Origin of the sequence: Psychrobacter communis, assembly GCF_014836505.1 — a bacterium.
Lineage (GTDB): Bacteria > Pseudomonadota > Gammaproteobacteria > Pseudomonadales > Moraxellaceae > Psychrobacter > Psychrobacter faecalis.
Map to the genome: position 1 here is coordinate 1 of NZ_JACSQR010000007.1, position 26,445 is coordinate 26,445.

The 26,445-nt window shown below is 45.4% G+C and carries 21 protein-coding genes and 2 tRNA genes; 10 read left to right on the forward strand and 13 right to left on the reverse strand.

The features are described from left to right. The first annotated feature begins 150 nt into the window (after positions 1-150). Positions 151-633: a hypothetical protein gene (locus H9653_RS03990; protein ID WP_191690642.1), complete on the forward strand. Its 483-nt coding sequence runs from the start codon at positions 151-153 to the stop codon at positions 631-633. Positions 634-816: 183 nt separating this feature from the next. On the opposite strand, the gene glmS is transcribed toward H9653_RS03990, so the two are convergent. From glmS to hisF, 7 genes are all read right to left on the reverse strand, one after another. Next, the gene (gene glmS, locus H9653_RS03995; RefSeq protein ID WP_191690643.1) at positions 817-2,661 is read right to left on the reverse strand and encodes a glutamine--fructose-6-phosphate transaminase (isomerizing); all 1,845 of its coding nucleotides are present in this window, start codon (positions 2,659-2,661) and stop codon (positions 817-819) included. Between the two features lie 164 nt (positions 2,662-2,825). Then, a complete protein-coding gene (gene glmU, locus H9653_RS04000) occupies positions 2,826-4,202 on the reverse strand; it encodes a bifunctional UDP-N-acetylglucosamine diphosphorylase/glucosamine-1-phosphate N-acetyltransferase GlmU (RefSeq protein WP_109592020.1) in 1,377 nt (458 codons plus the stop codon). Positions 4,203-4,455: 253 nt separating this feature from the next. After that, positions 4,456-5,046 (reverse strand): phosphatidylglycerophosphatase A family protein, encoded by a 591-nt coding sequence (locus H9653_RS04005; protein ID WP_109592018.1) that lies wholly within the window; start codon positions 5,044-5,046, stop codon positions 4,456-4,458. A 3-nt stretch (positions 5,047-5,049) separates the two neighbouring features. Next, positions 5,050-6,090, reverse strand: coding sequence for a thiamine-phosphate kinase (gene thiL / locus H9653_RS04010; RefSeq protein ID WP_191690644.1), 1,041 nt, complete (start codon positions 6,088-6,090; stop codon positions 5,050-5,052). Positions 6,091-6,092: 2 nt separating this feature from the next. Further along, a complete protein-coding gene (gene nusB, locus H9653_RS04015; RefSeq protein WP_109592014.1) occupies positions 6,093-7,121 on the reverse strand; it encodes a transcription antitermination factor NusB in 1,029 nt (342 codons plus the stop codon). Between the two features lie 279 nt (positions 7,122-7,400). Beyond that, a complete protein-coding gene (ribH, locus tag H9653_RS04020) occupies positions 7,401-7,931 on the reverse strand; it encodes a 6,7-dimethyl-8-ribityllumazine synthase (protein ID WP_102077446.1) in 531 nt (176 codons plus the stop codon). A 139-nt stretch (positions 7,932-8,070) separates the two neighbouring features. Then, positions 8,071-8,853, reverse strand: a complete 783-nt coding sequence (gene hisF, locus H9653_RS04025) for an imidazole glycerol phosphate synthase subunit HisF (protein ID WP_109592010.1) — start codon at positions 8,851-8,853, stop codon at positions 8,071-8,073. A 187-nt stretch (positions 8,854-9,040) separates the two neighbouring features. Between hisF and H9653_RS04030 the strand changes: the two genes are divergently transcribed. Genes H9653_RS04030 through H9653_RS04040 form a run of 3 tightly spaced genes read left to right on the forward strand, consistent with a single transcriptional unit; the run spans position 9,041 to position 11,556 of the window. Next, positions 9,041-10,291 (forward strand): homoserine kinase, encoded by a 1,251-nt coding sequence (locus H9653_RS04030; RefSeq protein WP_109592008.1) that lies wholly within the window; start codon positions 9,041-9,043, stop codon positions 10,289-10,291. Between the two features lie 47 nt (positions 10,292-10,338). Further along, a complete protein-coding gene (locus H9653_RS04035) occupies positions 10,339-10,647 on the forward strand; it encodes a hypothetical protein (RefSeq protein WP_225211599.1) in 309 nt (102 codons plus the stop codon). Continuing rightward, a complete protein-coding gene (locus H9653_RS04040) occupies positions 10,648-11,556 on the forward strand; it encodes a class II glutamine amidotransferase (RefSeq protein ID WP_191690645.1) in 909 nt (302 codons plus the stop codon). A 34-nt stretch (positions 11,557-11,590) separates the two neighbouring features. Here H9653_RS04040 and H9653_RS04045 read toward each other — a convergent pair whose 3' ends face one another. Together H9653_RS04045 and H9653_RS04050 are read right to left on the reverse strand one after the other, a co-directional pair. Further along, positions 11,591-12,154 (reverse strand): YchJ family protein, encoded by a 564-nt coding sequence (locus tag H9653_RS04045; protein ID WP_191690646.1) that lies wholly within the window; start codon positions 12,152-12,154, stop codon positions 11,591-11,593. 44 nt (positions 12,155-12,198) lie between these two features. Further along, a complete protein-coding gene (locus H9653_RS04050) occupies positions 12,199-12,915 on the reverse strand; it encodes a metal-dependent hydrolase (RefSeq protein ID WP_102077451.1) in 717 nt (238 codons plus the stop codon). A gap of 114 nt (positions 12,916-13,029) precedes the next feature. Here H9653_RS04050 and H9653_RS04055 point away from each other — a divergent pair, with 114 nt between their 5' ends. Both H9653_RS04055 and acnA read left to right on the forward strand, forming a co-directional pair. Continuing rightward, complete coding sequence (locus H9653_RS04055) at positions 13,030-14,043, forward strand: DUF3025 domain-containing protein (RefSeq protein WP_191690648.1); 1,014 nt, start codon at positions 13,030-13,032, stop codon at positions 14,041-14,043. A gap of 428 nt (positions 14,044-14,471) precedes the next feature. After that, positions 14,472-17,258 carry an aconitate hydratase AcnA gene (gene acnA, locus H9653_RS04060; RefSeq protein ID WP_191690650.1) on the forward strand — a complete coding sequence of 929 codons (2,787 nt, stop codon included), beginning with the start codon at positions 14,472-14,474 and terminating at the stop codon, positions 17,256-17,258. A gap of 88 nt (positions 17,259-17,346) precedes the next feature. On the opposite strand, the gene H9653_RS04065 is transcribed toward acnA, so the two are convergent. From H9653_RS04065 to gltX, 4 genes are all read right to left on the reverse strand, one after another. Further along, positions 17,347-18,000 (reverse strand): LysE family translocator, encoded by a 654-nt coding sequence (locus tag H9653_RS04065; RefSeq protein ID WP_191690652.1) that lies wholly within the window; start codon positions 17,998-18,000, stop codon positions 17,347-17,349. A gap of 162 nt (positions 18,001-18,162) precedes the next feature. Further along, positions 18,163-18,238 (reverse strand) — tRNA-Glu (locus tag H9653_RS04070). A gap of 164 nt (positions 18,239-18,402) precedes the next feature. Then, positions 18,403-18,478, reverse strand: a tRNA-Ala gene (locus H9653_RS04075). 228 nt (positions 18,479-18,706) lie between these two features. Next, entirely contained in the window at positions 18,707-20,236 is a 1,530-nt protein-coding gene (gene gltX / locus H9653_RS04080; RefSeq protein ID WP_191690654.1) for a glutamate--tRNA ligase, read from the reverse strand. A gap of 452 nt (positions 20,237-20,688) precedes the next feature. Between gltX and rsmH the strand changes: the two genes are divergently transcribed. From rsmH to H9653_RS04100, 4 genes are all read left to right on the forward strand, one after another. Beyond that, entirely contained in the window at positions 20,689-21,702 is a 1,014-nt protein-coding gene (gene rsmH / locus H9653_RS04085; protein ID WP_318242146.1) for a 16S rRNA (cytosine(1402)-N(4))-methyltransferase RsmH, read from the forward strand. A gap of 247 nt (positions 21,703-21,949) precedes the next feature. Then, a complete protein-coding gene (gene ftsL / locus H9653_RS04090; protein WP_068404308.1) occupies positions 21,950-22,420 on the forward strand; it encodes a cell division protein FtsL in 471 nt (156 codons plus the stop codon). Further along, positions 22,417-24,522: a peptidoglycan D,D-transpeptidase FtsI family protein gene (locus tag H9653_RS04095; RefSeq protein ID WP_191690658.1), complete on the forward strand. Its 2,106-nt coding sequence runs from the start codon at positions 22,417-22,419 to the stop codon at positions 24,520-24,522. Before ftsL ends, H9653_RS04095 begins: the two co-directional genes overlap by 4 nt. A 107-nt stretch (positions 24,523-24,629) precedes the next feature. Further along, positions 24,630-26,369 carry a UDP-N-acetylmuramoyl-L-alanyl-D-glutamate--2,6-diaminopimelate ligase gene (locus tag H9653_RS04100; RefSeq protein ID WP_191690660.1) on the forward strand — a complete coding sequence of 580 codons (1,740 nt, stop codon included), beginning with the start codon at positions 24,630-24,632 and terminating at the stop codon, positions 26,367-26,369. Positions 26,370-26,445 lie beyond the last annotated feature (76 nt).

Genomic DNA, 26,445 nt, shown 5'->3' on the forward strand with positions numbered 1-26,445 from the left:
AGTATAGTTCGGTTAGGTTGTCCATGTAAGAAGTCCTTGTTGTGAAGTTTGTCTTGGTAAACTTACTTTAGCAACTTTGGACTTCTTTTTTTATCTTTTTTTTGAGCCCTTATCCCGAATTGGGGTTAATTAGGTTCAACAAAGATAATTATGTTCAATAAACTTAAAGCATTGATTCTACTTTCAGCTTTTCTCACAGTCATTGCCTGTTCGAATGATAATTCGGTTTTAGCTCGTGATGAAAAGGTTACCACAGCTAGCAATCACGAGCGCGATGTACAGGAGATGTATCATAATATTGATACATTAAAAAGAGAGCTGCCAAGCGTAATTGATGAAGTCACTACGTTAGAAAAGATTGATTTTGATGGAACAACGGTTACTTTCGGTTATCGGCTAAAGATATCTGATTATAATGTTTCTAAAAGAAAAGAGCTTGAAACGGCAATGCGTAATGAACATACTAAGTTAGCCTGTGCAGAAGCAGAAGTTATGCAAGGGATAAATAAGGGATTTGATTATCAGTATAGCTATTACGATTTAGATGATAGTAAGGTGGCTAGTTTTGAGGTCACAAAAGACATTTGCGACAACCTAAATAAGGCTGACTCTGAAATTGAAATAGGGACATAATCAACTCTGGGTTACTTTGCTGCTGCATATAATATTTATACTGAAATATATCCAAATTGTTGAAATTTTTTATGTCCATTATAAAAAAAATGCTTTGCTATCTATATGGTACTAGACAGCAAAGCATTTAGTGTTATATACTATTGCGATAAACAAAAAACCTTTTAGAATCAAACACTTATCCTACTCGACCGTGACTGATTTTGCGAGATTACGTGGCTGATCAACATCCGTACCACGCATCACCGCGACATGATACGACAACAACTGCACCGGTACGCTATAAACGATAGGGGCAAGCGTCTCGCAAACCTCAGGGACATAAACCACGTGCATTCTATCTTCTGCGACCATCTTGCTTTCTTCACTGGCAAATACAAACAGCTCACCGTGACGCGCATGTACCTCTTGCATGTTTGCTTTTAGCTTATCAAACATACTGTCTTTTGGCGCGAGCACCACGATAGGCATGTCTTTATCGACCAACGCTAATGGGCCGTGTTTTAGCTCACCGGCGGCATAGCCTTCTGCGTGAATATAAGAGATTTCTTTTAGCTTCAATGCGCCTTCTAAGGCGATTGGGAATTGTAAACCGCGACCTAAGAATAAGCAGCTTTTCTTATATTCAAAGTGCTCACTCATGACTTTGATAGGCGCATCGAGTTGTAAGCTGGCATGTAGTTGCCCGCGTAGCGCTTGTAATTTGCCCAGCAAGGTGGTTAATTTTTCACCTGTCATACGCGTTTGTACAACACCCACTTTTAATACCAGTAACATCAACGCGGCAAGCTGAGTGGTAAAGGCTTTGGTAGAAGCAACGCCAATCTCAGGGCCGGCAAGCGTTGGTAAAAAGATATCGGTTTCACGTACCAAAGATGAGGTCGGTACATTACATAAAGCCAAGCTGACGAGGCCTGCTGGCGTATGTTTTTGGATATCGCGTAGCGCCGATAAGGTATCCGCCGTTTCGCCTGATTGCGAGATGCAAATGACCAAGGTGTCATCGACGACCACTGGATTGCGGTAGCGGAACTCACTAGCAACCTCAACCGAACACGGCACACGGGTTAGACTTTCAAACCAATATTTCGCGACCAAACCTGAATGATAGCTGGTGCCACAAGCGATGACTTGAACATTCTTGATACCTTTTAACTGCGCTTCATGACGCTGCAAAAAGTCATCGCGCAGCTTAGATGGTGCATCACTATCTATTGCCATCTCAATCGTACGGGCAACCGCATCTGGCTGCTCATAGATTTCTTTGAGCATATAATGTTTGAACTCGCCTTTATCAGCATTATGCTGGGCGGCATCAATCTCGTGTATCTGGCGTTTTACTTTTACGCCGTCTGCATAAACTTCAATACTATTACGGGTTAATTTGGCGATATCGCCTTCTTCTAGGTACATAAAGCGATTGGTCACAGGCAAAAGCGCCAATTGATCAGAGGCAATAAAGTTCTCACCGATACCTACACCGATGACCAAAGGCGACCCTAAACGGACGGTAATCAGCTCGTCTGGGCAATCAATATGCACAATGCCAAGGGCAAACGCGCCATGTAATAACGGAATAACTGCGCGTACCGCTTCTAGTAAATCAGGCTTATTTTTGTAGATATCATTGATTAGATGAGCGACGACTTCGGTATCAGTTTGCGAGGTAAACTCGTAGCCTTTAGCAATCAGCTCTTCTTTTAGCTCAGCATAGTTCTCAACGATACCATTGTGTACCACGGCGATTTTACCAGATACATGTGGATGGGCGTTACGCTGTGCAGGTTCGCCATGCGTGGCCCAGCGCGTATGTGCAATACCGATATGACCGTCGAAAAATTCAGGATTGACGGCGACGGCATCGACCAACGCTTGTACTTTGCCCACTTGGCGCTCGCGATGTAGCTCGCCATTACGGATAACAGTCAGACCAGCAGAGTCATAACCACGGTATTCTAGGCGTTTAAGGCCTTCAAGTAAGATATTGGCAATATTCCGCTCAGCAACTGCTCCAACGATTCCACACATAATTATTCCTTAAATTTTATGTTCTCATACCATGTGATTTTGAAAGTTGCCAACACATGGATAATCATTAATCTGTAAATATAAATAAGCAGCACCACAAATTATTGTCGTACTGCTTTAGTGGTTTTACCATCATTTTATCGAGTCAACTATCAGCGCCGCCTTTATTTTTTGGTTGGACGCTGAAAGTCATTTTTTTGTGTTTGGCGCGCACGGCCAAAGGCTAAGGCGCTATCATCGACGTCTTTGGTAATCACTGAGCCTGCCGCAACCGTAGCGGTATCACCAATGGTAACTGGCGCAACCAAGCTGGCGTTAGAGCCAATAAAGGCATTGTCTTCGATGATGGTTTGCGATTTATTGACGCCGTCGTAATTACAGGTAATCACGCCCGCACCGATATTGACATTTGTTCCAACCGTCGCATCACCCACATAACTTAGATGATTGACCTTGCTACCTTGACCGATAGTCGATTTCTTAATCTCGACAAAATTACCTACTTTACTGTTATTAGACAAAACAGTATCAGGGCGTAAATGGGCGAAAGGTCCAATATCGACGCCGTTACCAATGTGCGCACTGTCAATGACGCAGTACGGCTTTAGGTGACAGGCATTACCAATGTGCGCATTTTTAATCACACAGCCAGCTTCGATATAAACGTTGTCACCTAAGACACAATCACCCTCAAACACAACGCCCACATCGACGAATACATCTTGGCCTGCGATCAAGCTGCCACGAATATCAACGCGCGTCGGATCGGCAAACTGGACGCCAGCTTCTTGCAGGTCAGCAACCAACTTACCTTGCCACGTACGCTCCAAGCTGGCAAGCTGTTGGCGGTTATTGACGCCTTCAATCTCAAAGCTATGTTCAGGCTCGATGGCGACAATATTGATGCCTTCAGCAACCGCCATCTTAACAATATCGGTGAGATAGTATTCTTGCTGCGCATTGTCGTTAGACAGCTTTGGCAGATATTTATGCAATAATGCATTATCAACGCAGTAAATACCGCTATTAATCTCTTGGATCTTTTGTTCATCGGCGTTGGCATCTTTTTGCTCAACGATGGCTTCAATATTGCCCTCTTTATCGCGTTTGATACGACCAAGACCAAATGGGTTGTCTACTGTTAGCGTCAACATCGACATACCATCAGTATTGGCAAGTTTTAAAGCTGTTAACGTCTGGCAGCTGACCAATGGCACATCACCATATAAAATCAGACTTTGGCCTTCTTTTGGTAACTCAGATAGGGTGACTTTTACTGCATGGCCCGTACCTAACTGCTCAGTCTGGGCAACCCACGTAATCGGCAAATGCGCATATTGCTCATTAATGTCTGCTTGGACTTGTTCGCCGCCAAAACCATGGACAATAATGGTGTCATCAACGGTCAATTGATGACAAGTATCAAGCACATGACCCAATAATGACTTGCCAGCCAGTGTCTGTAGTACTTTTGGCTTGGCTGATTGCATACGCGTGCCTTTACCAGCCGCGAGGATAATTACTGAAAGAGGAGCTGTCATAGTATTCCTAAAAAAGAGCCTACAAATGTAACAAAATATAATTCTGAATTATAACGCAAATTACGACTTAACTAAAACGCTATGTCGTGACATCTTTGTAAACTGATTATGACATTAGCTGTCTATAGATATAAATTAAACAGCAGGCGTTCAGAAAATCTAACCGCTAAATAGGTGAGCGATATAAAAGGCGATAAAGTAGAATTATTTATGGTAAAAACATTTATTTGAGGTTTAAAGGACAAACTTAAGATTAAAAGCTAAAAGAGAAGATAAAGGTATAAATAATCACCCAAACGGCTGCCGCCATCACTCCCGCAATAATATCGTCGAGCATAATACCCAGACCGCCCGCGACTTTTTTATCTGCCCAGCCAATCGGCGGCGGCTTAATAATGTCAAAAAAGCGAAATAGTATAAAGGCAATAATGATGGCTAAGATAGTAGGTATTTGAGTGAAATTTTGCCAAAAACTACCGTTGGCGATACCCATATAAGATAGCGGCAGGAGGGTAAGCCACATACCAGCCCACTCATCCCAAACGATGTGCGGGTTATCGTGACCGCCCATCAGCTCTGAGGTACGACCGCATATCGCATTACCAAGCAAACAAGCTAAAATGGTAATCATCAAAAACGGCACAAAGCCTAGGCTTAATAATGGTATCGCAACGATTAAAGCGCCAACCGTACCCCAAGTGCCGGGTGCACGGCGCGGCAGACCGCTACCTAGACCGATACCAAGCCAATAAACCAAACGATCAAACGCGCTGGCATTGGCGGGTAGAGGCGGGCAATCATTGGCTTGTCGGATATCAGGCTTAGATAGGTTGTGATCAATCATGGGTTAACCTGCAAAATGTTGGTAACCCGTCAGATTGGGCCAAGTAGGAAATGGGGCGGGATGCGTCGGTGTGACTGCTAGGCCTTGATAAAAAATCTCGGGTCGTACATTTTTAGCAGTATCTGCCTTGTTTGCGGCTATGACTTCACCGATACAGGTCACAGGCGTGTCGCTATTATTATCAATCGGTGGCTCGATATGGGCAGGCAAGGTAAAAGCCAGCTCATAATCATCGCCGCCCGCCAACTGACATAATAAGCGTTCAGATAGACCAACGCTTGATAATGCTTTACTGGTAGGCAGATGCTCAAGGTGGATGCGCATACCAACGGCACTTTGCTCACAGATATGCCCAAGGTCTTGATACAGACCATCAGAGATATCTATCATCGAAGTTGCGCCAATTGTTGCCACTGCTGCCCCTAAGGCAATACGCGGCGTTGGCATATGCAGCCGATGGGCAAGCTCAATACCGATAGCAGTATTAGGATGCTGTAGCGCATAAGCAGCATCGCCAAGCGACCCTGAGACATAGATTTTATCGCCGACTTGCGCGCCTGAGCGGTAGACAGCCGGAATGTTTGCAGCCAGTAATCCTTGCGCGCTGACACTAAGCACTAATCTATCACTGCGCGTGGTATCACCGCCAATAAGCGTGATACCAAATAGCTGGCAGGCGTGAAATAAACCTTTGGCAAATTCAGTCAGCCATTGCTCATTCGCCAAACGCTCAGGTAAGGCCAATGCCAATAGAATACTATGCGGCGTTGCGCCCATCGCGGCAATGTCTGAGACATTCACTGCGACCGCTTTATAGCCGATTTGAAAGGCTAATTCGTTTACGTCATTCCAATCAGCGCTAAAGTGCCGCCCTTGAACGAGGGTATCAATACAGCTAACCAAGTGTGCACCTGCAGGCAGGCTCATTACCGCCGCATCATCACCAATGCCTTTTTCGATATTGTGTGCTTCGGCAGTGTTGGACAATGACGGTGCAGCTTGCATTTGCGCAAATATACGCTCAATCAGCTCAAATTCGTTCATGGCTAGTCTTTATTGTTTTCATTAGGAGTAACAAGGTTTGAATCATGTAAGCCTACGTCAGCTGCGTCACTATTCTCATCTTTGCTAACCCCATTAGTAGCCCCATTTTTTTCTAAAGAGTTTTCTTCTAAAGCGCTTTCTTCTGCAGATTTGTCATTAACGATATTATTTGGCGTTTCATTTTTTGCGGCGTCGTTTTTCTTATTGATCTTATAGTCCATAATATTTGCTAGAGCTTTACTCGCGCTATTGCGTTTAACACTGGCATTATTGGCACTGATACGCGGTTTGTTCGAAGCAGTTGACGTACTATCGACATCAGATTCAGTAGTGCTTTCGCTAGCTTCTTCAACAGCAGTAGATTGAGCTTCAGTCTGCTTAGTATTTGCTTGAGTCGCCGCTTTTTGTGAGGTGCGTAGATTGGCTTTGCTGTCGGCTTCGACTTCAAGCGCGCGCAATTCAATCGCCATTTTATCAAGGACGGCATTAATCAATTTATGCGCGTCAGTAGCGCCGAAATGATTGTTTAGCTTCATCGCTTCATCAAGCACGACTTTGTAGGGAATTTCTAAGCGGTTTTGTAGCTCATACGCCCCAATCAATAAAATGGCATGTTCGACGGTATCGAGTTTGTCGATGTCACGATCAAGGTGCTGACTGATTAGCGCATCGAGAGCGTCAATCTGCTCTGGAATATCGCGCATCATTTCATGATAGTAGCCGATATGAACGGTATGCATGGCATTGGTCGCGCGCGTACGGGCAGCGATATCATGCGGCGCATTGTCCTTCCAGCCAAGCTTGCCATCGATATCAAAACGGCGATCGGTAACCAACCACTCATATAGGCCTTGCATCGCAAAGCGACGAGCCTTACGCACAGCGGTGTGGCTAGTCTTATAAGTCGTTTCACTCATATCAAAGGTTTGCTCACCCGCGCTGCTGCTCGCGATACGAGTAGCTTCAGCTTGTGCATCATTGGCTTGGGCGGTTTGTGCAGCGTTAATGGCGCGCTTGAGTTGGTCAGTCATAGGGGGTCAATACCTAAATTTTAAATAACTATCATTTTAAACATCTATCTTGGCGCAAATAACAAGCTTGGCAAAGACAGCAAGTTGTAAGAAATAGTATAAAAGTTGTTAAATAGTAGACGACTGGCAGGCTGTGACAGTCAGATATTAAAACGGTGCTTTATAGAACTGTTTATAGTGCTTTGTACTATCATATTGGCGCTGCGGTCTATATCAAAAGTGACATCAGTCGCAGCGCCAATTAAATAACGAATAAAGCTTTATAAAATGAAGATTTAATTATGCGTCATCATTATTATCATAGTCATCAGCAATGTCTAACTGTGATAGAACCGCTAGCATCTCAAGCACAACCATCGCTGCTTCTGAGCCTTTATTACCGGCTTTGGTACCAGAGCGCTCAATCGCTTGCTCGATGCTGTCAGTGGTCAATACACCGTTGGCAACAGGGATATTATAATCAATTGCAACGCTGCTTAAACCTTTGGCAGATTCGCTCGCCACAAAGTCAAAATGCGGCGTGCTACCACGGATAATCGCACCTAACGCAATGATGGCATCAAAGCGATCAGACTCAGCGGCGCGCTGAGCGACCAATGGCAACTCAAAAGCACCCGGCACGCGAATCACGGTAATGTTGCTACCCAATACGCCATGGCGAAGTAGGGCATCGATTGCGCCATCTACCAATGACTCAACGACAAAACCGTTAAAACGACCGACGACGATACCAATGCGGGCATCTTCATTTTGATGTAAATTGCCATCGATATGGGTAATATCATTGCGCTGCTGTTGTAAATTTGACATAAGAAAATCCTTTGGGTAAGTAGCGTTTAAAACAAAATTTTTATGTAAAATCTCGATTGTTTTCAATAGTTAACTGAAAAAAATAAATAAGTAGCGCTATGATACCATTTTTTGCATAGGCATTGATATTTTAGCAATCTTAAAGACGCATCTGTATGCCTTGCGCGGCCATATATGCTTTGGCCTCTTGCACGGTATATTCGCCAAAGTGAAAAATGCTGGCCGCAAGTACGGCATCGACTCCGCCTTCTAATACGCCTTCTGCTAAATGTTGTAAGTTACCAACGCCGCCCGAAGCAATGACGGGCACATTCACACGGCTGGTAATCTGCTTCATTAAAGCCAAATCATAGCCTTTTTTGGTGCCGTCACCATCCATTGAGGTCACCAATAATTCGCCAGCGCCGAGAGCAGCCATTTTACTTGCCCAAGCAACCGCATCAATACCGGTTGGCTTACGACCACCGTGGGTGAAAATCTCCCAACGCGGTACGATAACGCCATCGACCGTTATATCTGCAACGCGTTTGGCATCGATAGCCACGACGATACATTGATTACCAAATTTCTGTGCCGCCTCCCCAACGAACTCAGGGGTAAATACCGCTGCTGAATTAATCGCTACTTTATCCGCGCCTGCATTGAGCAAATTACGAATATCAGCGATTTTACGCACACCGCCGCCGACCGTTAGTGGCACAAACACGGTTTCAGCCATACGCTCAACGGTATGATAAGTGGTATCGCGCTCATCATTGGTCGCGGTAATGTCTAAAAAAGTAATCTCATCGGCGCCTTGCTCGTTATAGCGTTTGGCGACTTCAACCGGGTCACCTGCGTCTTTGATATCGACAAATTGCACGCCTTTGACCACACGGCCATTATCCACATCCAAACAAGGAATGATACGCTTTGCTAACATAGGGTCTTTCACCTTATAATCAATTTATCCGTAAGCGCTAGTCTAGCAAAATCGCCGCCATATCAGGCAGCTTTTCGCAAGATTATTATGCTTTTAACCAAAGTTTGCTCATGCGCGGTACAATCACTGTCATTACCGTCGATATTTATCCTATTTACCTTCTTTTAATTGCCATAAGTGAGATGTCATGTCCGTCTATACCCAGTTAACCGATGACCAGTTTGCCGCTTTTTGCCAGCGTTTTGGCGTGTCATTTGCGCGTGCCATTCCGATTACCCAAGGTATCAAAAACTCTAACTGGTTTATTCAGACGACTGATGATGTAGATGGCGCGCACTCTTATGTATTTACTTTATTTGAAGAGCGTCCACCAGAAGACATCGAAAAAATGGCGGTTATCCTTAATCAACTGGATGGTAAATTGCCAGTCGCTGCGCCGTTAGCATTGCTTGATTTAGGCGCTGATAGCGCAGAAAAAGGCTATGTCATACGCTACGATAATAAAGCGATTACCCTCGTGCCTTGTCTAGCTGGCGCGCATCCACAGCAGACGACGCAAGCGATGTGTTATGAGATTGGCGCCGCTTTAGCCATGCTGCATGAGACCTTACAAGCATTACAGCCTGCGGAAGAATATGGCGTGCCTTTATACCCATGGGCGGAAGTACGCGACCGTGAAATGCAGTTTATGCCGGGTGACGAAGCCAAGCTCATGAGCGATATTTGGCAGTCATATAGCGAATTACCGCTTGCGACGTTGCCAAAAGGCTTATGCCATTTAGACATGTTCGCTGATAATACCTTATGGGACTTATCGTTAAGTAATAGCCAAAAAGGCGCAGCGCGTTTAACGGGATTGTTAGACTTTACCGAAGTCAGCGTCGAGCATTATGTGATGGATATTGCCATTACCATTAATGATTTTTGTACGACGTGGGGCGATGCCGAGCAAGGCGAAACCGTCAATTTTGATCGCAGTAAAATGGCGGCTTTTTTGCAAGGCTATGAGTCAAAACGTCAGCTTGGCGAAGATGAAAAACGCGCTTTACCAGTGATGCTCGCCAAGGCGGCGGTGATTTTTTGGCTATTGCGTTTAAACGTTATCCACTATAACCGTACCGAAGGTCGCACTGGCGATAATATCATGGTCAAAAACCCTGACCTGATGAAACGCTTAGCGGCTTATCATTGGTCACATGTTGAAAAAGAACAAAATACGGTATTCGTGCTTGAACACGCACGCTGTAAAGACGATGATAAAAACAACGATGTCGAAGATATTAAATTAATCGGCGTATTTGCTACTGAGCAACAAGCGCAAGCCGCTATCAACCAATTAAAATCACAACCCGGTTTTAAAGAGTACCCAAACGGTTTCCATATTGATGCTTATCCGTTAAATCAAATTAACTGGTCATCAGGTTTTGACTTCTATTAAATCCATCTGTATTAACAAGATATTTAACTGTTTAAAAGGAATTTACCATGACCGATCAAGTTGCTAACTGGCACAAACTGGCGCGCTACGATACCAATATGCAAGGCGAGCTGCATGCCAATCTGCTGCGTAACAATGGCATTACGGTGTCACTGCAACCGCTGAGTGCCATGCCCGGTATGAATTCTGGGATTGTGCTGTGGATACAAGATACGGATTTGGCACATGCGCAGCGTATTTTGGCGAATATCGATACCGATGGGGCCACGCCTTATGAGATGTTTGATGAAGTGTCAGAAGCTACTCTAAACCCTACTTTAAATTCTGCAAAAGACAACAACGGCGGTGAAGTATAAATGTGTCAACTCTTAGGAATGAACTGTAATACCCCAACCGATATTGGTTTTAGCTTTGCAGGGTTTCGCCGTCGCGGCGGCATGACCGACAGTCATGAAGATGGCTTTGGTATTGCGTTTTTTGAGCGCAGTGAATGCGCCAATAATGATAAAACCGCCAATGCTTCGACTGGTTTGCGACTGTTTCATGACAATCATCCGAGCCATCTATCGCCCGTGGCTGATTTGGTGAATAATTATCCGATTAAAGCCATGAACGTCATCGCCCACATTCGTAAAGCGACCCAAGGGCAGAATTGCTTGGCCAATACCCATCCTTTCGTCCGCGAAGTCTGGGGCGAGCAGTGGGTTTTTGCCCATAACGGACAGATGAATAGCGAATTTATCAAACGCTGTCAGCGCCTGCAAGACAATGGCAATGCCTCACATTGCCAGCCAGTCGGTAATACCGATTCTGAAATGGCGTTTTGTTATCTCGTTAATCGCCTAAAAAGCAGCTTTAAAACTCGCCCAGATGATCAAACGCTGTTTAATTTTTTAACCACCCAATGTCGCTACCTTTCTGCTAACGGTTTGTTTAACTGCCTAATTTCAAACGGTCGGTGGCAGCTGGCTTATGCTGGTAGCTTATTGTTTTATCTCACGCGTAAAGCACCGTTTGGCGAAGCAAAGCTTGCTGATGATGATTTGGCCATTAACTTTGGTGATGTGACTACCGACAGCGATAAAGTTACGATATTGGTCACCGTGCCATTGACTGAAAATGAAAAATGGCAACAGTTGGCAGTCAATGAATGCTTAATATTCCAAGATGGTGATGTCATTTATAAAGACAGTCCAAGTCAGCGTAAGTTTTTAACCATTGACGAAGGCATTGCGGTAGCACGCGCGGTTGGAGCGAGTGTTTAGGATTGGCAAGTATTTAACGTTGATTAAATATCAGTTAGATATAAGCGCCACAACAGCGCTTAAACTTCTCACCCGAGCCACAAATACAGCGCTGTTTTTGGTTGACAGACATAGAAACGGTCGGGTCGAGAAAGTACCAACGCGCCTCATTATTGGTTTTGTCTGTGACTTTTACAAAGGCAGATAATTCATGATGCGCCTGTATGCCGTCATCTTTATTATCAGAGATATTAAAGTAAGCTTTAAACTCAACCTGCGCATGGCGTTTACCTAGCTTTGGCGTGTGTACTACGATTTCTAATCCTGCCCAATCTGTCTCTTTTGCCCAAGACTCAATCGCATGCATATCTAGCAATTTTTGCTGCGCGGGTAGGGTGGTTTTGACGATATATTCTGGTTTAACTAAGACAAAGGCGCTATAACGCGACCGCATTAGACGCTCAGCAGAGTCTGGCTTTGCACCGTCAATTTTATCAGCTTCGTTATCTAAAAGACCGTCATGATAAGGCTGGCAGCAATCTTGATAAAGTAGCGGCGCGCCAATAGCATCTGAGACTGGATTGATTTGGCAAGGGCAAGTTGGTAGGGAAAGTGACATTATTTACTCGCGTTATTATTCATTTTTTAACGGTACTATAGCTTTCAATTGAGCCAGTTTTTTATCAATTCTGGCCATAGCCCCAGTTTAAGCTTTGCCCAAGGCGCGGGGTCGCGCAGCTGCTGCCAAAACTCAGCAAACGGCGGCGCAAAATAGACCAAGAGCGCAAGGATGACGTACAGGAGCAGATACCACCATTTATCTTTATGCTGATAAAACTTCATTGCTGTACCCGATGAGCGCTTCATTTTCATATTGGACAAATTCACACTATATAGCTCATCCAATGCCAAATGTACCATGGCGCCGCCGAATAAAAATAAGCCATAAAACCAGCTAACGGTTAGCGGTAAGGCTAAAATATCGTAGCTGACGTAGGTCATTCCAAGTCCCATTATCGCCATATAGGGCACCGAATGTATGACACCACGATGCACGGTCATTTTGGTAAAAATCGAAAATACCACATAACGCATAAAGCCGTAGCCCGCCAGCCACAATGCAATGAGCGCCAGTAGACTCAGCTCACTGCGCCAATGCATGACCAGACCAAAGGCAAAGATAAATGAGGTGATATTAAACCCAAGCTTAATCGGCGTCGAGTTATCAGAATCCAAATCAGGCAGCAGCCCACCGATAGTGCCGAGTGCCACGCACATCAAAAACCCTGAATCATCAATCAAGCCCGCTTTATAAACCGCAAGACTCATCGTACCACTTGCCATGAATGCAACATTTAAGTGGGTGTTAAAATTAGCCATAAAAACTCATCAATAAATAGCGCGCGAAATCTGTATTTCGAGCGGCTTGTCTAGCCGTAAAAAAGCGCTCCATGATACCATAGCCACGCCAGTCGTCTAATAGAGATAGTCAATATGACCGCCACCGATTTACCTGCCAAGCCTTATCGAAATGCTACTTCTGATGCATCTATTAATAAACCATTTGCATGCGCCAGCAAGCTTGATGACAGCTTTGCTGCTATTGACTGGCAAGCGCCATGGCTGTGTCATTTAAACCAGTTAGGCTATATAAGTAAATCCATTACACCGCTAAGCGGCTTAAAAAATGACCCTGCTCAGACAGATAAACTCGAACAGACGCCTGATATCATCGCCAAGGTTTTAAATAGCGCATTACAGAAGCATGCTGATGATTTACAACAGCCATTACCGCAAACCAAACCTGCGCTAAACAATCAAGCCCAAACCTTACAATTCGTTTCACAAAAGGCGCTGCCAGAAGGCGAAGCGTACGAGCGCTTTATCGGCACCACCGGTAATATCCCGACCCGTGATAATTTGCATGATTTATTTAACGGTAGTATTTGGCTCACCTTTCCCAAGACTAAAGCCCTGCTGAATTATTATCATATGCTTGAGATTAAGGAGCAAGGTATTGGCGCCAGTCGCGGCCGTGTCCGCGATACCATTACCGTCTTTGATGAAAATGGCGCAATATTGGTGACCGCTGAGTCTAGTATCGGTGAGGCGTTGGTTGATTTCGATTGGCAGGAAAGTTTGGTTGCACCGCGTGACAAATGGGATAACCCAAAGCAACTTAATAAACAAGCTCAAGCAGCAGTTTATATTTTTGGTCATGCACTGTTAGAGAAGCTACTGCACCCACGCAAGGCATTGTGCGCCCATAGTATCGTGATAAATGTCACGCAAGATTTTTTTGCCTTATCGCTATCTGAGCGCATTAATCTTCTGGATCAAAAAGTGGCCGATTATATGGATGCGTTATTATCAGAGCCAGATGTGTCCCCGCGCAAACTGTCGCCATTGCCCATTTTGGGCGTGCCATACTATTGGGCAGAAAATGTCCAGCCGAGCTTTTATGATGATAGCCACGTCTTTCGGAGCGGTCGTCGTAGTCAAAGTTAAAAGATATGGGCACACCTTGTCCGGTAAACGTTGAATTTTAACTGCTAAAGCATTGTCGTGGTTACGATTGTGCCACGATTCAACACCATCTAGTCGTTAACAAAGTGCTCCTTATTTGTTATGGTAAAAGGACGTTACTGTTAAACGCTAAACAGATGCATATATCTTTTGTTAACGGCGATTTTGTTCACCTCACCGTTATCAATAAACATTTATTCAAATAAAAACACCGTTAACTACTGTACTTAGCACTTGTTAAAAACGAGCGCTTATTAAAAAATAGGTGTCGCCATTCGATTTAAGCACATTCATTTAAATTAAGAAGAAATAAGCCACCAGTTATCAGCATAAATTGCCATGCATTCACAATCGTATTAATGGCATAAGGATTTATGCTTAGGATCTATAACAACGATAAGGAAGCTACCATGAGTGATATTTTTAATGTAAAAGATACGATTGAAGTCGCTGGCAAGGAGCACGTTTATTATAGCTTGCCAAAGCTGACTGACACTTACGAGAACATCAGCAAATTGCCGTTTTGTATGAAAATCGTCTTAGAAAACCTATTACGTAATGAAGACGACGGTCAATCTGTCGGCAAAAACCACATCGAAGCCGTTGCCAATTGGGACGCTGGCGCAGAAGCGTCAAAAGAAATCGCCTTTATGCCTGCGCGTGTGGTCTTGCAAGATTTCACTGGTGTACCATCAGTGGTGGATTTGGCAGCGATGCGTGATGCGGTCGTTGAGCTTGGCGGTCGTGCCGAGCAAATTAACCCCTTTATCCCAAGTGAGTTGGTCGTTGACCACTCAGTACAGGTCGACGCTTATGGCCGCGAAGATGCACTAGACTTAAACGAGAAAATTGAATTTAAGCGCAATAACGAGCGTTATGAGTTTTTACATTGGGGCAAAAACGCCTTTAAAAACTTTGTCGTTGTGCCACCAGCAACCGGTATCGTGCATCAGGTTAACTTAGAATATTTAGCGCGTGTAGTAATGGCTGCTGAAGTAGACGGAGAGCTGACCGCGTATCCAGATACGGTATTTGGTACAGACAGTCACACGACGATGATTAACGGTATTGGCGTACTCGGTTGGGGTGTTGGCGGTATCGAAGCGGAAGCGGCGATGCTTGGACAGCCGTCCTCAATGCTCATTCCACAAGTGGTCGGTTTTGAGCTCAAAGGCAAATTGACCGAAGGCGTGACCGCAACGGATTTGGTACTACGCGTGGTTGAGATGTTACGTGCTCACGGTGTGGTAGGTAAATTCGTCGAATTTTATGGCGAAGGTTTACACAGTATGCCACTCGCTGACCGTGCAACCATTGCCAACATGTCACCAGAATACGGCGCAACCTGTGGTATTTTCCCGATTGACCAAATGGCGATTGATTATCTGCGTCTGTCAGGTCGTGAAGAAAGTCAGATTGAGCTGGTTGAAAAATATGCCAAAGCACAAGGCTTATGGCACGATGCCGATACCCCAGCGGCGACGTATTCAAGTAAGCTTGAGCTGGACTTATCATCGGTGAAACCAGCCCTTGCCGGTCCTAACTTGCCACAGCAGCGTATCAATTTGTCTGATATGCATGAAAAATTTGGCGAAACGCTAGAGAAAATGACCAAAGACCGTAAGTCAGAAGTCGATGGTAAAGTGCGCTTTGATCAAGAAGGTGCGCAGCAAGAGCAAGCCGATAGGCTGTATGCCAAGCCTAATGTCTTCTCTGACGTTAATATCGATGATAAGAGCCACAAACTGCGTGATGGTTCGGTGGTTATCGCCGCGATTACCTCTTGTACCAACACCTCAAACCCGGCGGTGATGATTGGCGCTGGTTTGGTGGCGAAAAAAGCCGCTGCCAAAGGTTTAAAAGCCAAGCCTTGGGTAAAAACCTCATTGGCACCAGGCTCAAAAGTTGTTACCGATTATCTTGAAAAAACCAAACTGATGGATGAGCTAGAGAAAACAGGCTTCTATTTGGTTGGTTATGGTTGTACCACCTGTATCGGTAACTCAGGCCCACTCTTAGAGTCGATTGAACAAGGTATCAAAGAAAACGATTTGGTTGCCGCTGCGGTGTTATCGGGTAACCGTAACTTTGAAGGGCGTATTCACTCGCACGTCAAGGCCAGTTACTTGGCGTCGCCACCGCTGGTAGTTGCTTATGCGCTGGCAGGGACGGTTGATATTGACTTGACCACCCATCCGCTAGGACAAGACCAAGACGGTAACGATGTCTACCTAAAGGATATTTGGCCAACGTCCGATGAAATTAATGAATTAATTGCCAATAATATCGACGCCGATATGTTCCGTAAAAACTACGGCGAAGTATTTGACGGTAGTGCTGCATGGAACGCCATTAGCTCAGCCGATAGTCAGCTGTATCCATGGAGCGAAAAGTCTACTTATATCAAAAACCCACCGTTCTTTGATGGCATGACCATGGAGCCAGAAGGTATCCCTGATATCGAAGGCGCGCGTATCTTGGGTCTATTTGGCGATTCAATCACCACTGACCATATCTCGCCAGCTGGTAATATCGATGCTAATTCTCCTGCGGGTAAGTACTTGCAAGAGCGTGGTGTGATGCCAGCCGACTTTAATAGTTATGGCTCACGCCGTGGTAACGATGCGGTCATGACCCGCGGTACTTTTGCCAATATCCGTATCAAAAACCAGATGATGGGCGGTAAAGAAGGCGGCTATACTTACTACTTTAAAGGCGACAACGCGACGTTAAAAGACGGCGAAGAAATGGCCATCTATGACGCGGCAATGAAGTATAAAGAAGATCAGCGCCCACTTGTGGTACTTGGCGGTGCAGAATATGGGTCTGGATCAAGCCGTGACTGGGCAGCGAAGGGTACGATTTTGCTCGGGGTAAAAGCGGTATTGACCAGCTCGTTTGAGCGTATTCACCGCTCAAACTTAGTTGGTATGGGCGTGTTGCCATTAACCTTTAAAGATGATGAAAACGCCGATACTTATCACCTAGACGGTTCTGAAGTGCTAAGTATCACAGGCCTTGATAATGGTGAGAGTAAAACCGCAACAGTGACGGCGACCCGTGCTGATGGTTCAACTGAAACCTTTGAGGTAAACGTCATGCTACAGACGCCAAAAGAGCGCGAATACGTGCGTCATGGCGGCGTATTGCACTATGTACTACGTCAATTAGCAGCTGAAAGTAAAAACGCAGCGTAATATTTAATTAAAGTGAGAATAAGAAAAGCCCGGTCGTGATGATTGGGCTTTTTTATGCGCAATACTTTTTAATTCGTTATTTTTACCTTTAACCCTTCTCAGTCAATAGCTTAATACCTAAGCCAATAAACACCACTCCACTAATTTTATTTAAAATAGATTCGATAGCTGGATTCTCTCGCAGCTTTTCACTGAATTTTGACGCCAGTAATGCCAAACATAAACACCATATAAAACCAGTGACGGCAAAGGTTAGTCCCAAAAGTAAAAAGGACAAGGTGCTATTCGCATAGTTAGGATTGATAAATTGCGGAAAGAAAGCCAAAAAGAATAGCGCGACTTTTGGATTAAAGGTATTGGTGAGCATACCTTGCTTATATATTTGCCAATAATCTAAAGTCTTAGCAGAAGAAGGTTTTCCGTTTTCTTGTAAACTCGCGCCTATCAAAGGCTGCTGTTTACTCATAAGTATTTTGACGCCTAGATAGCACAAATAGCTAGCACCTATATATTTAACAATCATAAATGCGGTAGGAGAGTTGGCCAGTAAAACGGATAAGCCCAGCGCCGCCAATAACGTATGTACTAAAATCCCTGAGATAATACCAAGCACGGAATAAAACCCCGCCGTTTGCCCCTGTGAAATACTGCGGGTGATGATATACATGCTATCGCTGCCAGGGGTCAGGTTTAACAAGATAGCCGCCAAGACAAACCCTAGGTAATTCTCGATACCAAACATAGCCAATATTTCCTTGTGATAGCATTAAACGTCTATAATAAATCACAGACATAAAAAATCCCAGTCACCGTATGATGACTGGGATTTTTTATTGTGCGCTTATTAGTCTAATCTGATGCTTAAAGGCGCTAAGCAAAAGTGCTAATCATTGACGCCGAATAGTGGCGTCCCCAGGGGGATTCGAACCCCCGTTACCGCCGTGAAAGGGCGGTGTCCTAGGCCTCTAGACGATGGGGACGCATAGAGTGTCATAACCACTATTTTACAATAGCATTACAACGGTACTTCACAATATCAGAGTGCTTATCTATTAATAGAGCAAGCCTTGCCTAGGTGCTGATATCGTCCTACTAGCGAGTATTTATCAAAGTGTCAGTAAACTGAACGTTGCGATAAATAGTATGGTGGAGCTAAACGGAGTCGAACCGTTGACCCCTTGCATGCCATGCAAGTGCTCTACCAACTGAGCTATAGCCCCTCGCTAAGAGTGTGCGTATTTTAGGTAAGACCAGCAGTCTTGTCAACCGCTATTTTAAAAATAATGCAAAATAATGCAAAAAAAGTTAGTAAAAGTATTTAAATGGCTAATTATGGGCACTTTAGTACGGAGATGAATATAAAAAAAGGCCAGTAGTAGCCTGACCCTTTTTTATTACTTATGCATTCTACTCTTAATTAACCAGTACAAGGTTATTTAGCAGCCAAACTATTCAGCCGCCAAGAAGTCTGGCAATTCTGCCGCTTGTTTCTCAAGTTTTTTCAGCTTCTTTTTACCAAGGCCACCTAGGACATCAACCGCATGGCGCAAGCGTGTCAGCGTCATATCAGCGCCAATAATCGCCATAGAGTTCATGACAGGCGTCGATGAGGTGCTACCAGCGATAGCGATAAAGAACGGCGCCATAAAGTCACGCATCTTGATATCAAGATGTGCAGCAAGACCTTTTAGGGTGGCATAGATGTTTTCTTCCGTCCACGTCGGCAAGGTTTCTAGCTGCCAAAGCGCCAGTTGTAGCATCTCGGTAATTTGCTCAGGCGTCAGCGATTTATGGGTAAAGCTCTCAGCGGTGATAGCAGGCAGATTTTGGAAATAAAAGCCGCCCCAGTTAACCGCATCAGACAGCAGTTCAATACGTGGTTGAATCGCCGCGGCAATCGCGGTCAGTTTATCGCTGTCACTTGCCCACTCAAGGATTTTGTTTTTAAGCTCTTCAGGGGTAAGCGCACGTAGCCATTCTGCATTTAGCCAGTTGAGTTTTTCGATATCGAAAATAGGGCCGCCAAGCGATACACGTTGAATATCAAAGCTGGTAATCATTTCCTCTAAGGTGAATTTCTCCGCTTCATCTGGCATTGAGTAGCCCATACGACCGAGATAATTTAGCAGGGCTTCAGGTAGCACGCCAGCATCACGATAGTAAGTGATAGAGGTTGGGTTTTTACGTTTTGACAGCTTTGATTTATCAGGGTTACGCAGTAGCGGCATATGGCAAAGAACTGGCATCTCCCAACCAAAATACTCATAAAGCAGCTGATGCTTCGGTGCCGAGTTGAGCCATTCTTCACCGCGCATAACATGACTGATTTCCATCAAATGGTCGTCGACGACGTTGGCGAGATGATAAGTTGGCATGCCATCAGTTTTTAGCAGCACTTGCATATCGACTTGCGTCCAAGGAATCTCAACCGTACCGCGTAGCATGTCATGTATCTGGCAGACGCCTTCGGTTGGCACACGCATACGAATAACGTAAGGCTTGTCTTCAGCGACCAATTGCGCGGTTTTTTCTGGCGCTAAATGTGCGCAGCGACCGTCATAGCGCGGCGTTTCGCCATTGGCCATTTGCTCAGCGCGCATGCTATCAAGCTCTTCAGGGGTACAAAAACAGCGGAACGCATGGTCATTTTCTATCAGCTGCTCGGCATGTTTTTTATAAATATCACTACGTTCACTCTGACGATAAGGTGCGTGCGGACCGCCGATATCTGGTCCTTCCGCCCAGTCAAGACCGACCCAACGCAGCGCATCCAAAATCATTTGTTCAGATTGCTCGGTTGAGCGTGTTTGATCGGTGTCCTCAATACGCAAAATAAACTCGCCGCCATGGGCTTTGGCAAAGGCTAAGTTAAATAGGGCAATATAAGCGGTGCCGACATGCGGAAAACCAGTTGGAGATGGCGCAATACGAGTACGGACAGGGCGCGTACTGTTAGTAGAAGTTGATGGTTGCATCATAAAAATCTCGGAATAGGGTGATGAATGAATATGGCAGTCAAAAATAGCACTAAAAAATAATGGTTAAAAATGCCGATGACAAATGTGAATCAAAGGTCTGCACAAAAAATACGGCATAAACAATAGCCGTCCATGTGGAAAAATAGCGTAAAATATAGCGCTAGTATAACAGAGAGATGGGATATTTTTAACGAAAAGCCCTCCTAGCGCTTGACTACCAGTGTATCCTTGCGATAATAATGCTAGGCAAGTCATAACTTGTTTATTTTCATCTGATTTTTTACTATTACTGGCCAAAAAGGTCATCATCTACTGAGTCGTTTGTGTCCATATCGAATCCAAAGTCAAAAAACACGTTAAATTCTAAAGAACCCCCTTCTTCAGTCATTGATAGTTCTGAGTCAGAGGTCAATTCGTCTATTGTTGAAAACGATTCTGCTCAAGAGCCCGTCATACAGCAAGCGGGTTCTAATGAATTAAGTTTTGTCCATGACGCCGTGCTACTACAAGAAACGGTGTCGGCGGTATTGGGTGTCAAAACGCTGCCCAAACAAACAGATGACAGCCGTCAAAACAGCTTACAAAAAAGTGGCATTTATGTGGATGCAACTTTTGGGCGCGGTGGGCATAGCCGCCTGCTATTAAGTCAGCTTGCTGATGATGCAACCTTAATTGTGTTTGATAAAGACCCAACAGCGATTAGCGTTGCGCAAGAATTGGCAAAATCTGATAGCCGCGTCAAAGTGGTGCATGATAGCTTTGCAACCTTGACCGATAGCCTAGCGGCGATGGGTATCACGAAAGTGGACGGTCTGATGGCGGATTTGGGTATTTCCTCGCCGCAAATCGATGACGGTAGCCGCGGTTTTAGTTTTATGCGCGATGGCGCGGTCGATATGCGCATGGATACCAGTCGCGGACAGTCGGTTGCCGAGTGGCTTGAGACGGTCGATGATGAAACCTTGGCCGATGTGCTTTATGAGTTTGGCGAAGAGCGTCACAGCCGCCGTATTGCCCGTGCGATTAAGCAGATGGACAGTTATGAGTCGACGCTTGCGCTGGCAGAAGTGATCAAAGCGGCGCATCCAAATTGGCAGCGCGGTAAGCACCCTGCAACGCAAAGTTTTCAGGCCATGCGCATTTTTATCAATAATGAGCTTGGCGATGTGGATGACTTTTTGGAACAAAGTATTCCAATTTTAAAGTCGGGCGGTCAGCTGGCAGTGATTAGTTTTCACTCGTTAGAAGATCGCCGTATCAAGCAGTTTTTGCAGCGCCATAGCAAAGGTCAGTATCCAGAAGATGAAAACTTGCCGATGCCGCCCAAGCGTCCGCGTTATTTTAGTAAACCAAAACGTGTTGGCCCCAGTCAGGCTGAGATAAGCAATAATCCGCGCGCGCGTAGTGCGTGGCTGCGCATGGCGACTCGTAGCGATACAGATTATAAAGCAGATGATAATTCTTAAGCTAAGTCTTAAAACTTGCTATTCAGTTATGTGGGTAAAATATGACTGAATGTTTTAATGATTACGCGGCTGTTAAAAAGCTGTAAACATTCTCTGCTAGGCTCAGCAGTTACTTTTTGCTTGGTTATGTGTTTATTGATTTTATTGGTAGTTATTTTTATTGATGGTGCTGATGGCTCATGAGGGTGTGTTCACTCGCAAATCTTAGCGCTTTTTTTATTTTGAAGTTCACTTTTTTGAGATCGTCATGGCAATATCTGACAAACCTGTAAACCGCCGCGCCGCAATGCCTCCTAATACTGATGTTGGCGAATTATTCGTGCGCCGATTTAACGTGGTCAGTATATACGTGGTCATATTAGTGTTACTGGCAGCGGCTATTATCTGGAGCGGCATCAAGACGGCAGAGGGCGTGCAGCAATATCATCAGGATTATAAAACTTTGCAAGATATGAAAAAACAAGAGCGCAAGCTACAGGTAGAACACCAGCGTTTGCTTATCGAGCAGCAAACCTTTAGTGCGACCCCGCAAATTGCCAGTCGCGCCGTTGCTGAATTGGGTATGTTTTCGCCAACGCTTAAAGATAAGCTGATTATTCAGCCGGGAGCGGCAGTTGCCGTCGCGCCAGTGCTCGAGGACGATGGCACAGATGCTGCCGCTGCCAATGAAACAGATTTTTTTGAGGCGGATGCTAACGCTGCGGAGGCAGGACGATGACTGATAAAAAGCCCACTGCCAAAAACGATAAAGCGGCCAAAAATAACAGTAAAAAATCCGCCAGCGGCAAAGTCACTAAGCCGCTACGCCGTGCCAGTGTTGCCAAATCTGGACAAACAAGCGGCAAAGCTGACAATAAAGCGGCCGATAACCGCAAAGCTAAGCTATTTAGCCGCCTAAAAAAGAACGAAGAGCAGGGCGCTTATACCAGTGTAAAAACCCAAAAAAGCAAAAGAGCCTTTTTGGGTAAAGCCTCTGGGGCATCGTCGCGCGGCGGTGTTGAGCTGGACAAAAACCGCTTTCGCACGATTTGGGCAATATCGTTAGTCATTTTAGGCTTATTAATTGGCCGTGCTTATTATATACAAGTCGCCAATGCGCAGTTTTATCAAGATAAAGGCAATGAGCTGATTACCAGCGTGCGTACGCAAAAATCCTATCGCGGTATGATTACCGATCGTAATGATTTGCCTTTAGCTGTCAGTGCGCCGCTTGCGACCGTGTCGTTTAGCCCGCACGATTATGCGCGCGAATATTATGAGCTGAAACGTATCATCTTGACCAACCCTGATAGTCCTCAGCTTGTCGCGCGTATGCAAAAGCGTTTAGATAATATGGATTTAACCACGCTTGCAGCAGCGGCCAATATCTCAGTCACTGAGCTGAAAAAAGTCACGGCTATCGATGACAGTATTGATGTCACCGATGAAGAAGCGGTGAAAGCGGCGCTACCATCGGGCGCAGGTTCACATTATCTGCCGCTTCTTAATAAAGTCACGCCTGAGATCGCCCAAAGTGTCAGCTCGCTTGATTTTCCGGGTGTCTATGAGAAAAACTTCTTTCAGCGCTATTATCCGCAGCCGCAACCAAACTCACAGTTATTAGGGTTCATGGGGCAAAACGCCAATGATCCTGAAGGCGGTTATGAAGGCCGTGCTGGTATTGAGCGTCAGTATGAAACGGAGCTAGCGGGTGAAGACGGTAAGGTGCTGGTATTAAAAGACGCCAAGCAAAATAGCTTAAAAGAAATCAAGCAAGTCGAGCCAGAAGTACCGGGTAAAGATGTCGCCTTAACGATTGATTCGCGCTTACAGTATCTGCTCTATAAAGAGCTTGAAAAAGCCGGTCGCCTGCAAAAAGCGCGCTGGTCGACTGGTATGATTGTTGATGTACAAACGGGCGAAGTGCTAGCGCTATCGACGTGGCCATCCTTTAACTCTAATAATCTGAACGAGATGACGGGTGAAAACCAGCGTAACCGTGCGCTGCTCGACGTCTTTGAGCCGGGTTCGGTCATGAAGCCATTTACCGTGGCAGCAGCATTGGATTCAGGTAAATATACCACCACGTCTTTGATTGATACCAATCCTGGCTCTATTCGTGTGCGCGGTTATACCATTCGCGACCACAATAATCTGGGACGCATTACGCTTGCGACATTACTACAAAAATCTAGTAACGTCGCCTCAACCAAGATTGCGTTATCCTTGCCGCCTGATGCCATTACCAATATGCAAAGACAGTTTGGCTTTGGGGCAAAAACTCCGCTGCAATTCCCCGGCGAGGGCAGTGGTCTTGTCGTTACGCCAAAAGAAAAAGAAACGTCAAGACGAGCAACGGTCAGTTATGGTTATGGTCTACAAGTCACCTTAGCTCAGGTCGCACAGGCGTATTCGGCGCTTGCCGCTGGTGGGGTAATGCACCCATTAACCTTAATTAAAGACGACAAAAAACAGCCCAGCAAACGTATCATGGCGCACGAACAAGCCATGTCTATCGTACAGATGCTAGAAAGCGTTACAGAACCAGGTGGTACGGCAAAGGCTGCTGCGATTGATGGCTATCGTGTGGCGGGTAAAACAGGTACCTCACGCCGTATTAACCCCAAAGGTGGTTACTATAGCGACCAGTACCGAAACGTCTTTGCCGGTATGGCGCCCGCGTCCAATCCTAAGCTGGTCGGGGTGATGCTTATCGAAGACCCGCGTGGTCAGATTTATGCTGGCTTAACGGTAGCCCCTGTCTTTCATAATGTTATGAAAGAGGCGCTACGTTTATATAATGTGCCGTTAGATAAACCATTGAAAACTGAAGAGCCGTAGCTAAAAAAGTAAATTCCATGCTTGAGTTTTATGACCAATTTTCATGACTAAGCTCCATGTTTCAGCTGTTAACTATTTGATGCGTTTTAACCGTTTAGGATTTGCCAATGTCTCTGTCTACCTCGCCAAAAAGCAATACCGCAGTCACCTTACAACAGCTGATTGAAACCAGTGGCAACGATAGAGATAGGCAAAGCCATAGCTTAACGCAAGCATTAACAACGCTGATAAGCACATATAGCAGTCAACTACCGAAAGCAAAAACTTCGATTGCTCATATTCCCTTTGAGCAGTTCCGTCTAGACAGCCGTCAGTTAGTAGCAAACGATGTCTTTGTGTTATTAAAAAGTCAGACACCAAATTGCCAAAAAAGTCGTGACTACTTATATCAATCCGCTGAGCAGGCGGCGTTTATCCTGTCGGAAATTGACCCAATCGCTTTGCTGTCTACCGCTAGTGTGCCGCCACACGCCAATACTTCCTTCACAAACGATAGTGATCGCTCTAAAGCGCAGCAGCAATTAGCAGCACTGCCTTGTCCAGTAGTATACGTACCAAATATTCGTGATTTTTTAGGTGACTTGATTCAAGCGCGCTTACAGCATCAGCAGCCTGTGACCTTACCGACGGTCGTTGCGGTGACTGGTACCAATGGCAAAACCACCATCAGCCAATTGGTGGCACAATTGACGCAATTGACGGGTATGAGTAGCGCGGTGATGGGCACGGCAGGTAACGGTAGGCTTGGCGCGTTAGTGCAAGCCAGCCATACCACCGGCGATGCCTTAGCGGTACAGCAGTTCTTATATCAAATGGGTCTCGAGAAGGCGCAATTATTGGCCTTAGAAGCGAGCTCGCACGGTCTCGATCAGCAGCGTTTACAAGGTATGCCGGTGTCGGTGGCGATTTATACCAATTTGAGCCGTGACCACCTCGATTATCATGCTGATATGGCAGAATATGCGGCGGCAAAAGCCAAGCTGTTTGATAAAGCGCATTTCCCCGAGTTAACCCACGCCATTATCAATATCGATGACGAGCATGCCCAGATTATGTTCGACACGGCGCATGCCAGTGGTTTGACCGTTTGGAGCTATAGTTTAGACCCTGCAAAATCTGCGACCTTTGTTGCCGCTGAAATCAAGCCAAGTTTGCAAGGTGTTGAGATTGCGCTGCGTACTGATTTTGGTAACAGTAACTTTGATAATACTGATTTTAAAAACAAAGAAACCAATAGCATTAATATCGTCAGCCCATTACTCGGGCGTTTTAACGTTGCCAACTTACTTGCCGCTATTGCCGCAGCTATAGCCCTAGGGATTAGTTTGGAGCGCATTGCGGCCGTTATCCCGCAGCTACAAGGTGCCGTTGGACGTATGCAGCGTGTGCCCTCCAATGATGGTTGTTTTATTGTTGATTATGCGCATACGCCTGATGCGTTAAGCCAAGTGCTTGCCAGCCTAAAAACCCATTGTAAAGGTCAGCTATGGGCAGTGTTTGGTTGTGGCGGCGACCGCGATGCAGGTAAGCGCCCATTGATGGCGCAAGCGGGGTTGACGGGTGCCGACAAAGTTGTATTGACGGCGGATAATCCACGTACCGAAGACCCAAATGTAATCTTGCAAGATATGCAAGCGGGCATGACCAACGAGCAATATCAGCGAGCCCATATCGAACCGGCGCGCCAAACCGCCATCGAATATGCGGTTAATCAAGCAGCGCCTGCTGATATCGTTGTTATCGCGGGCAAAGGTCATGAAACCTATCAAGAGATTAACCACGTGCGTTATGATTTTGACGATAGCGTTATTTTGCAACATGCCCTTAAGCAAGCCGGACGTTTATAGTATTTATAGCGAAGTAATAGCGCCTGCCATTCATTTTTTGTACGTTTTAAAAAACCTATACTTAAAAATATCAAAG

Excerpts from the sequence above, each read along its gene's own strand:
- H9653_RS03990 (WP_191690642.1), top strand. The coding sequence starts at position 151 with ATGTTCAATAAACTTAAAGCATTGATTCTACTTTCAGCTTTTCTCACA.
- glmS (WP_191690643.1), bottom strand. The coding sequence starts at position 2,661 with ATGTGTGGAATCGTTGGAGCAGTTGCTGAGCGGAATATTGCCAATATC.
- glmU (WP_109592020.1), bottom strand. The coding sequence starts at position 4,202 with ATGACAGCTCCTCTTTCAGTAATTATCCTCGCGGCTGGTAAAGGCACG.
- H9653_RS04005 (WP_109592018.1), bottom strand. The coding sequence starts at position 5,046 with ATGATTGATCACAACCTATCTAAGCCTGATATCCGACAAGCCAATGAT.
- thiL (WP_191690644.1), bottom strand. The coding sequence starts at position 6,090 with ATGAACGAATTTGAGCTGATTGAGCGTATATTTGCGCAAATGCAAGCT.
- nusB (WP_109592014.1), bottom strand. The coding sequence starts at position 7,121 with ATGACTGACCAACTCAAGCGCGCCATTAACGCTGCACAAACCGCCCAA.
- ribH (WP_102077446.1), bottom strand. The coding sequence starts at position 7,931 with ATGTCAAATTTACAACAGCAGCGCAATGATATTACCCATATCGATGGC.
- hisF (WP_109592010.1), bottom strand. The coding sequence starts at position 8,853 with ATGTTAGCAAAGCGTATCATTCCTTGTTTGGATGTGGATAATGGCCGT.
- H9653_RS04030 (WP_109592008.1), top strand. The coding sequence starts at position 9,041 with ATGTCCGTCTATACCCAGTTAACCGATGACCAGTTTGCCGCTTTTTGC.
- H9653_RS04035 (WP_225211599.1), top strand. The coding sequence starts at position 10,339 with ATGACCGATCAAGTTGCTAACTGGCACAAACTGGCGCGCTACGATACC.
- H9653_RS04040 (WP_191690645.1), top strand. The coding sequence starts at position 10,648 with ATGTGTCAACTCTTAGGAATGAACTGTAATACCCCAACCGATATTGGT.
- H9653_RS04045 (WP_191690646.1), bottom strand. The coding sequence starts at position 12,154 with ATGTCACTTTCCCTACCAACTTGCCCTTGCCAAATCAATCCAGTCTCA.
- H9653_RS04050 (WP_102077451.1), bottom strand. The coding sequence starts at position 12,915 with ATGGCTAATTTTAACACCCACTTAAATGTTGCATTCATGGCAAGTGGT.
- H9653_RS04055 (WP_191690648.1), top strand. The coding sequence starts at position 13,030 with ATGACCGCCACCGATTTACCTGCCAAGCCTTATCGAAATGCTACTTCT.
- acnA (WP_191690650.1), top strand. The coding sequence starts at position 14,472 with ATGAGTGATATTTTTAATGTAAAAGATACGATTGAAGTCGCTGGCAAG.
- H9653_RS04065 (WP_191690652.1), bottom strand. The coding sequence starts at position 18,000 with ATGTTTGGTATCGAGAATTACCTAGGGTTTGTCTTGGCGGCTATCTTG.
- gltX (WP_191690654.1), bottom strand. The coding sequence starts at position 20,236 with ATGATGCAACCATCAACTTCTACTAACAGTACGCGCCCTGTCCGTACT.
- ftsL (WP_068404308.1), top strand. The coding sequence starts at position 21,950 with ATGGCAATATCTGACAAACCTGTAAACCGCCGCGCCGCAATGCCTCCT.
- H9653_RS04095 (WP_191690658.1), top strand. The coding sequence starts at position 22,417 with ATGACTGATAAAAAGCCCACTGCCAAAAACGATAAAGCGGCCAAAAAT.
- H9653_RS04100 (WP_191690660.1), top strand. The coding sequence starts at position 24,630 with ATGTCTCTGTCTACCTCGCCAAAAAGCAATACCGCAGTCACCTTACAA.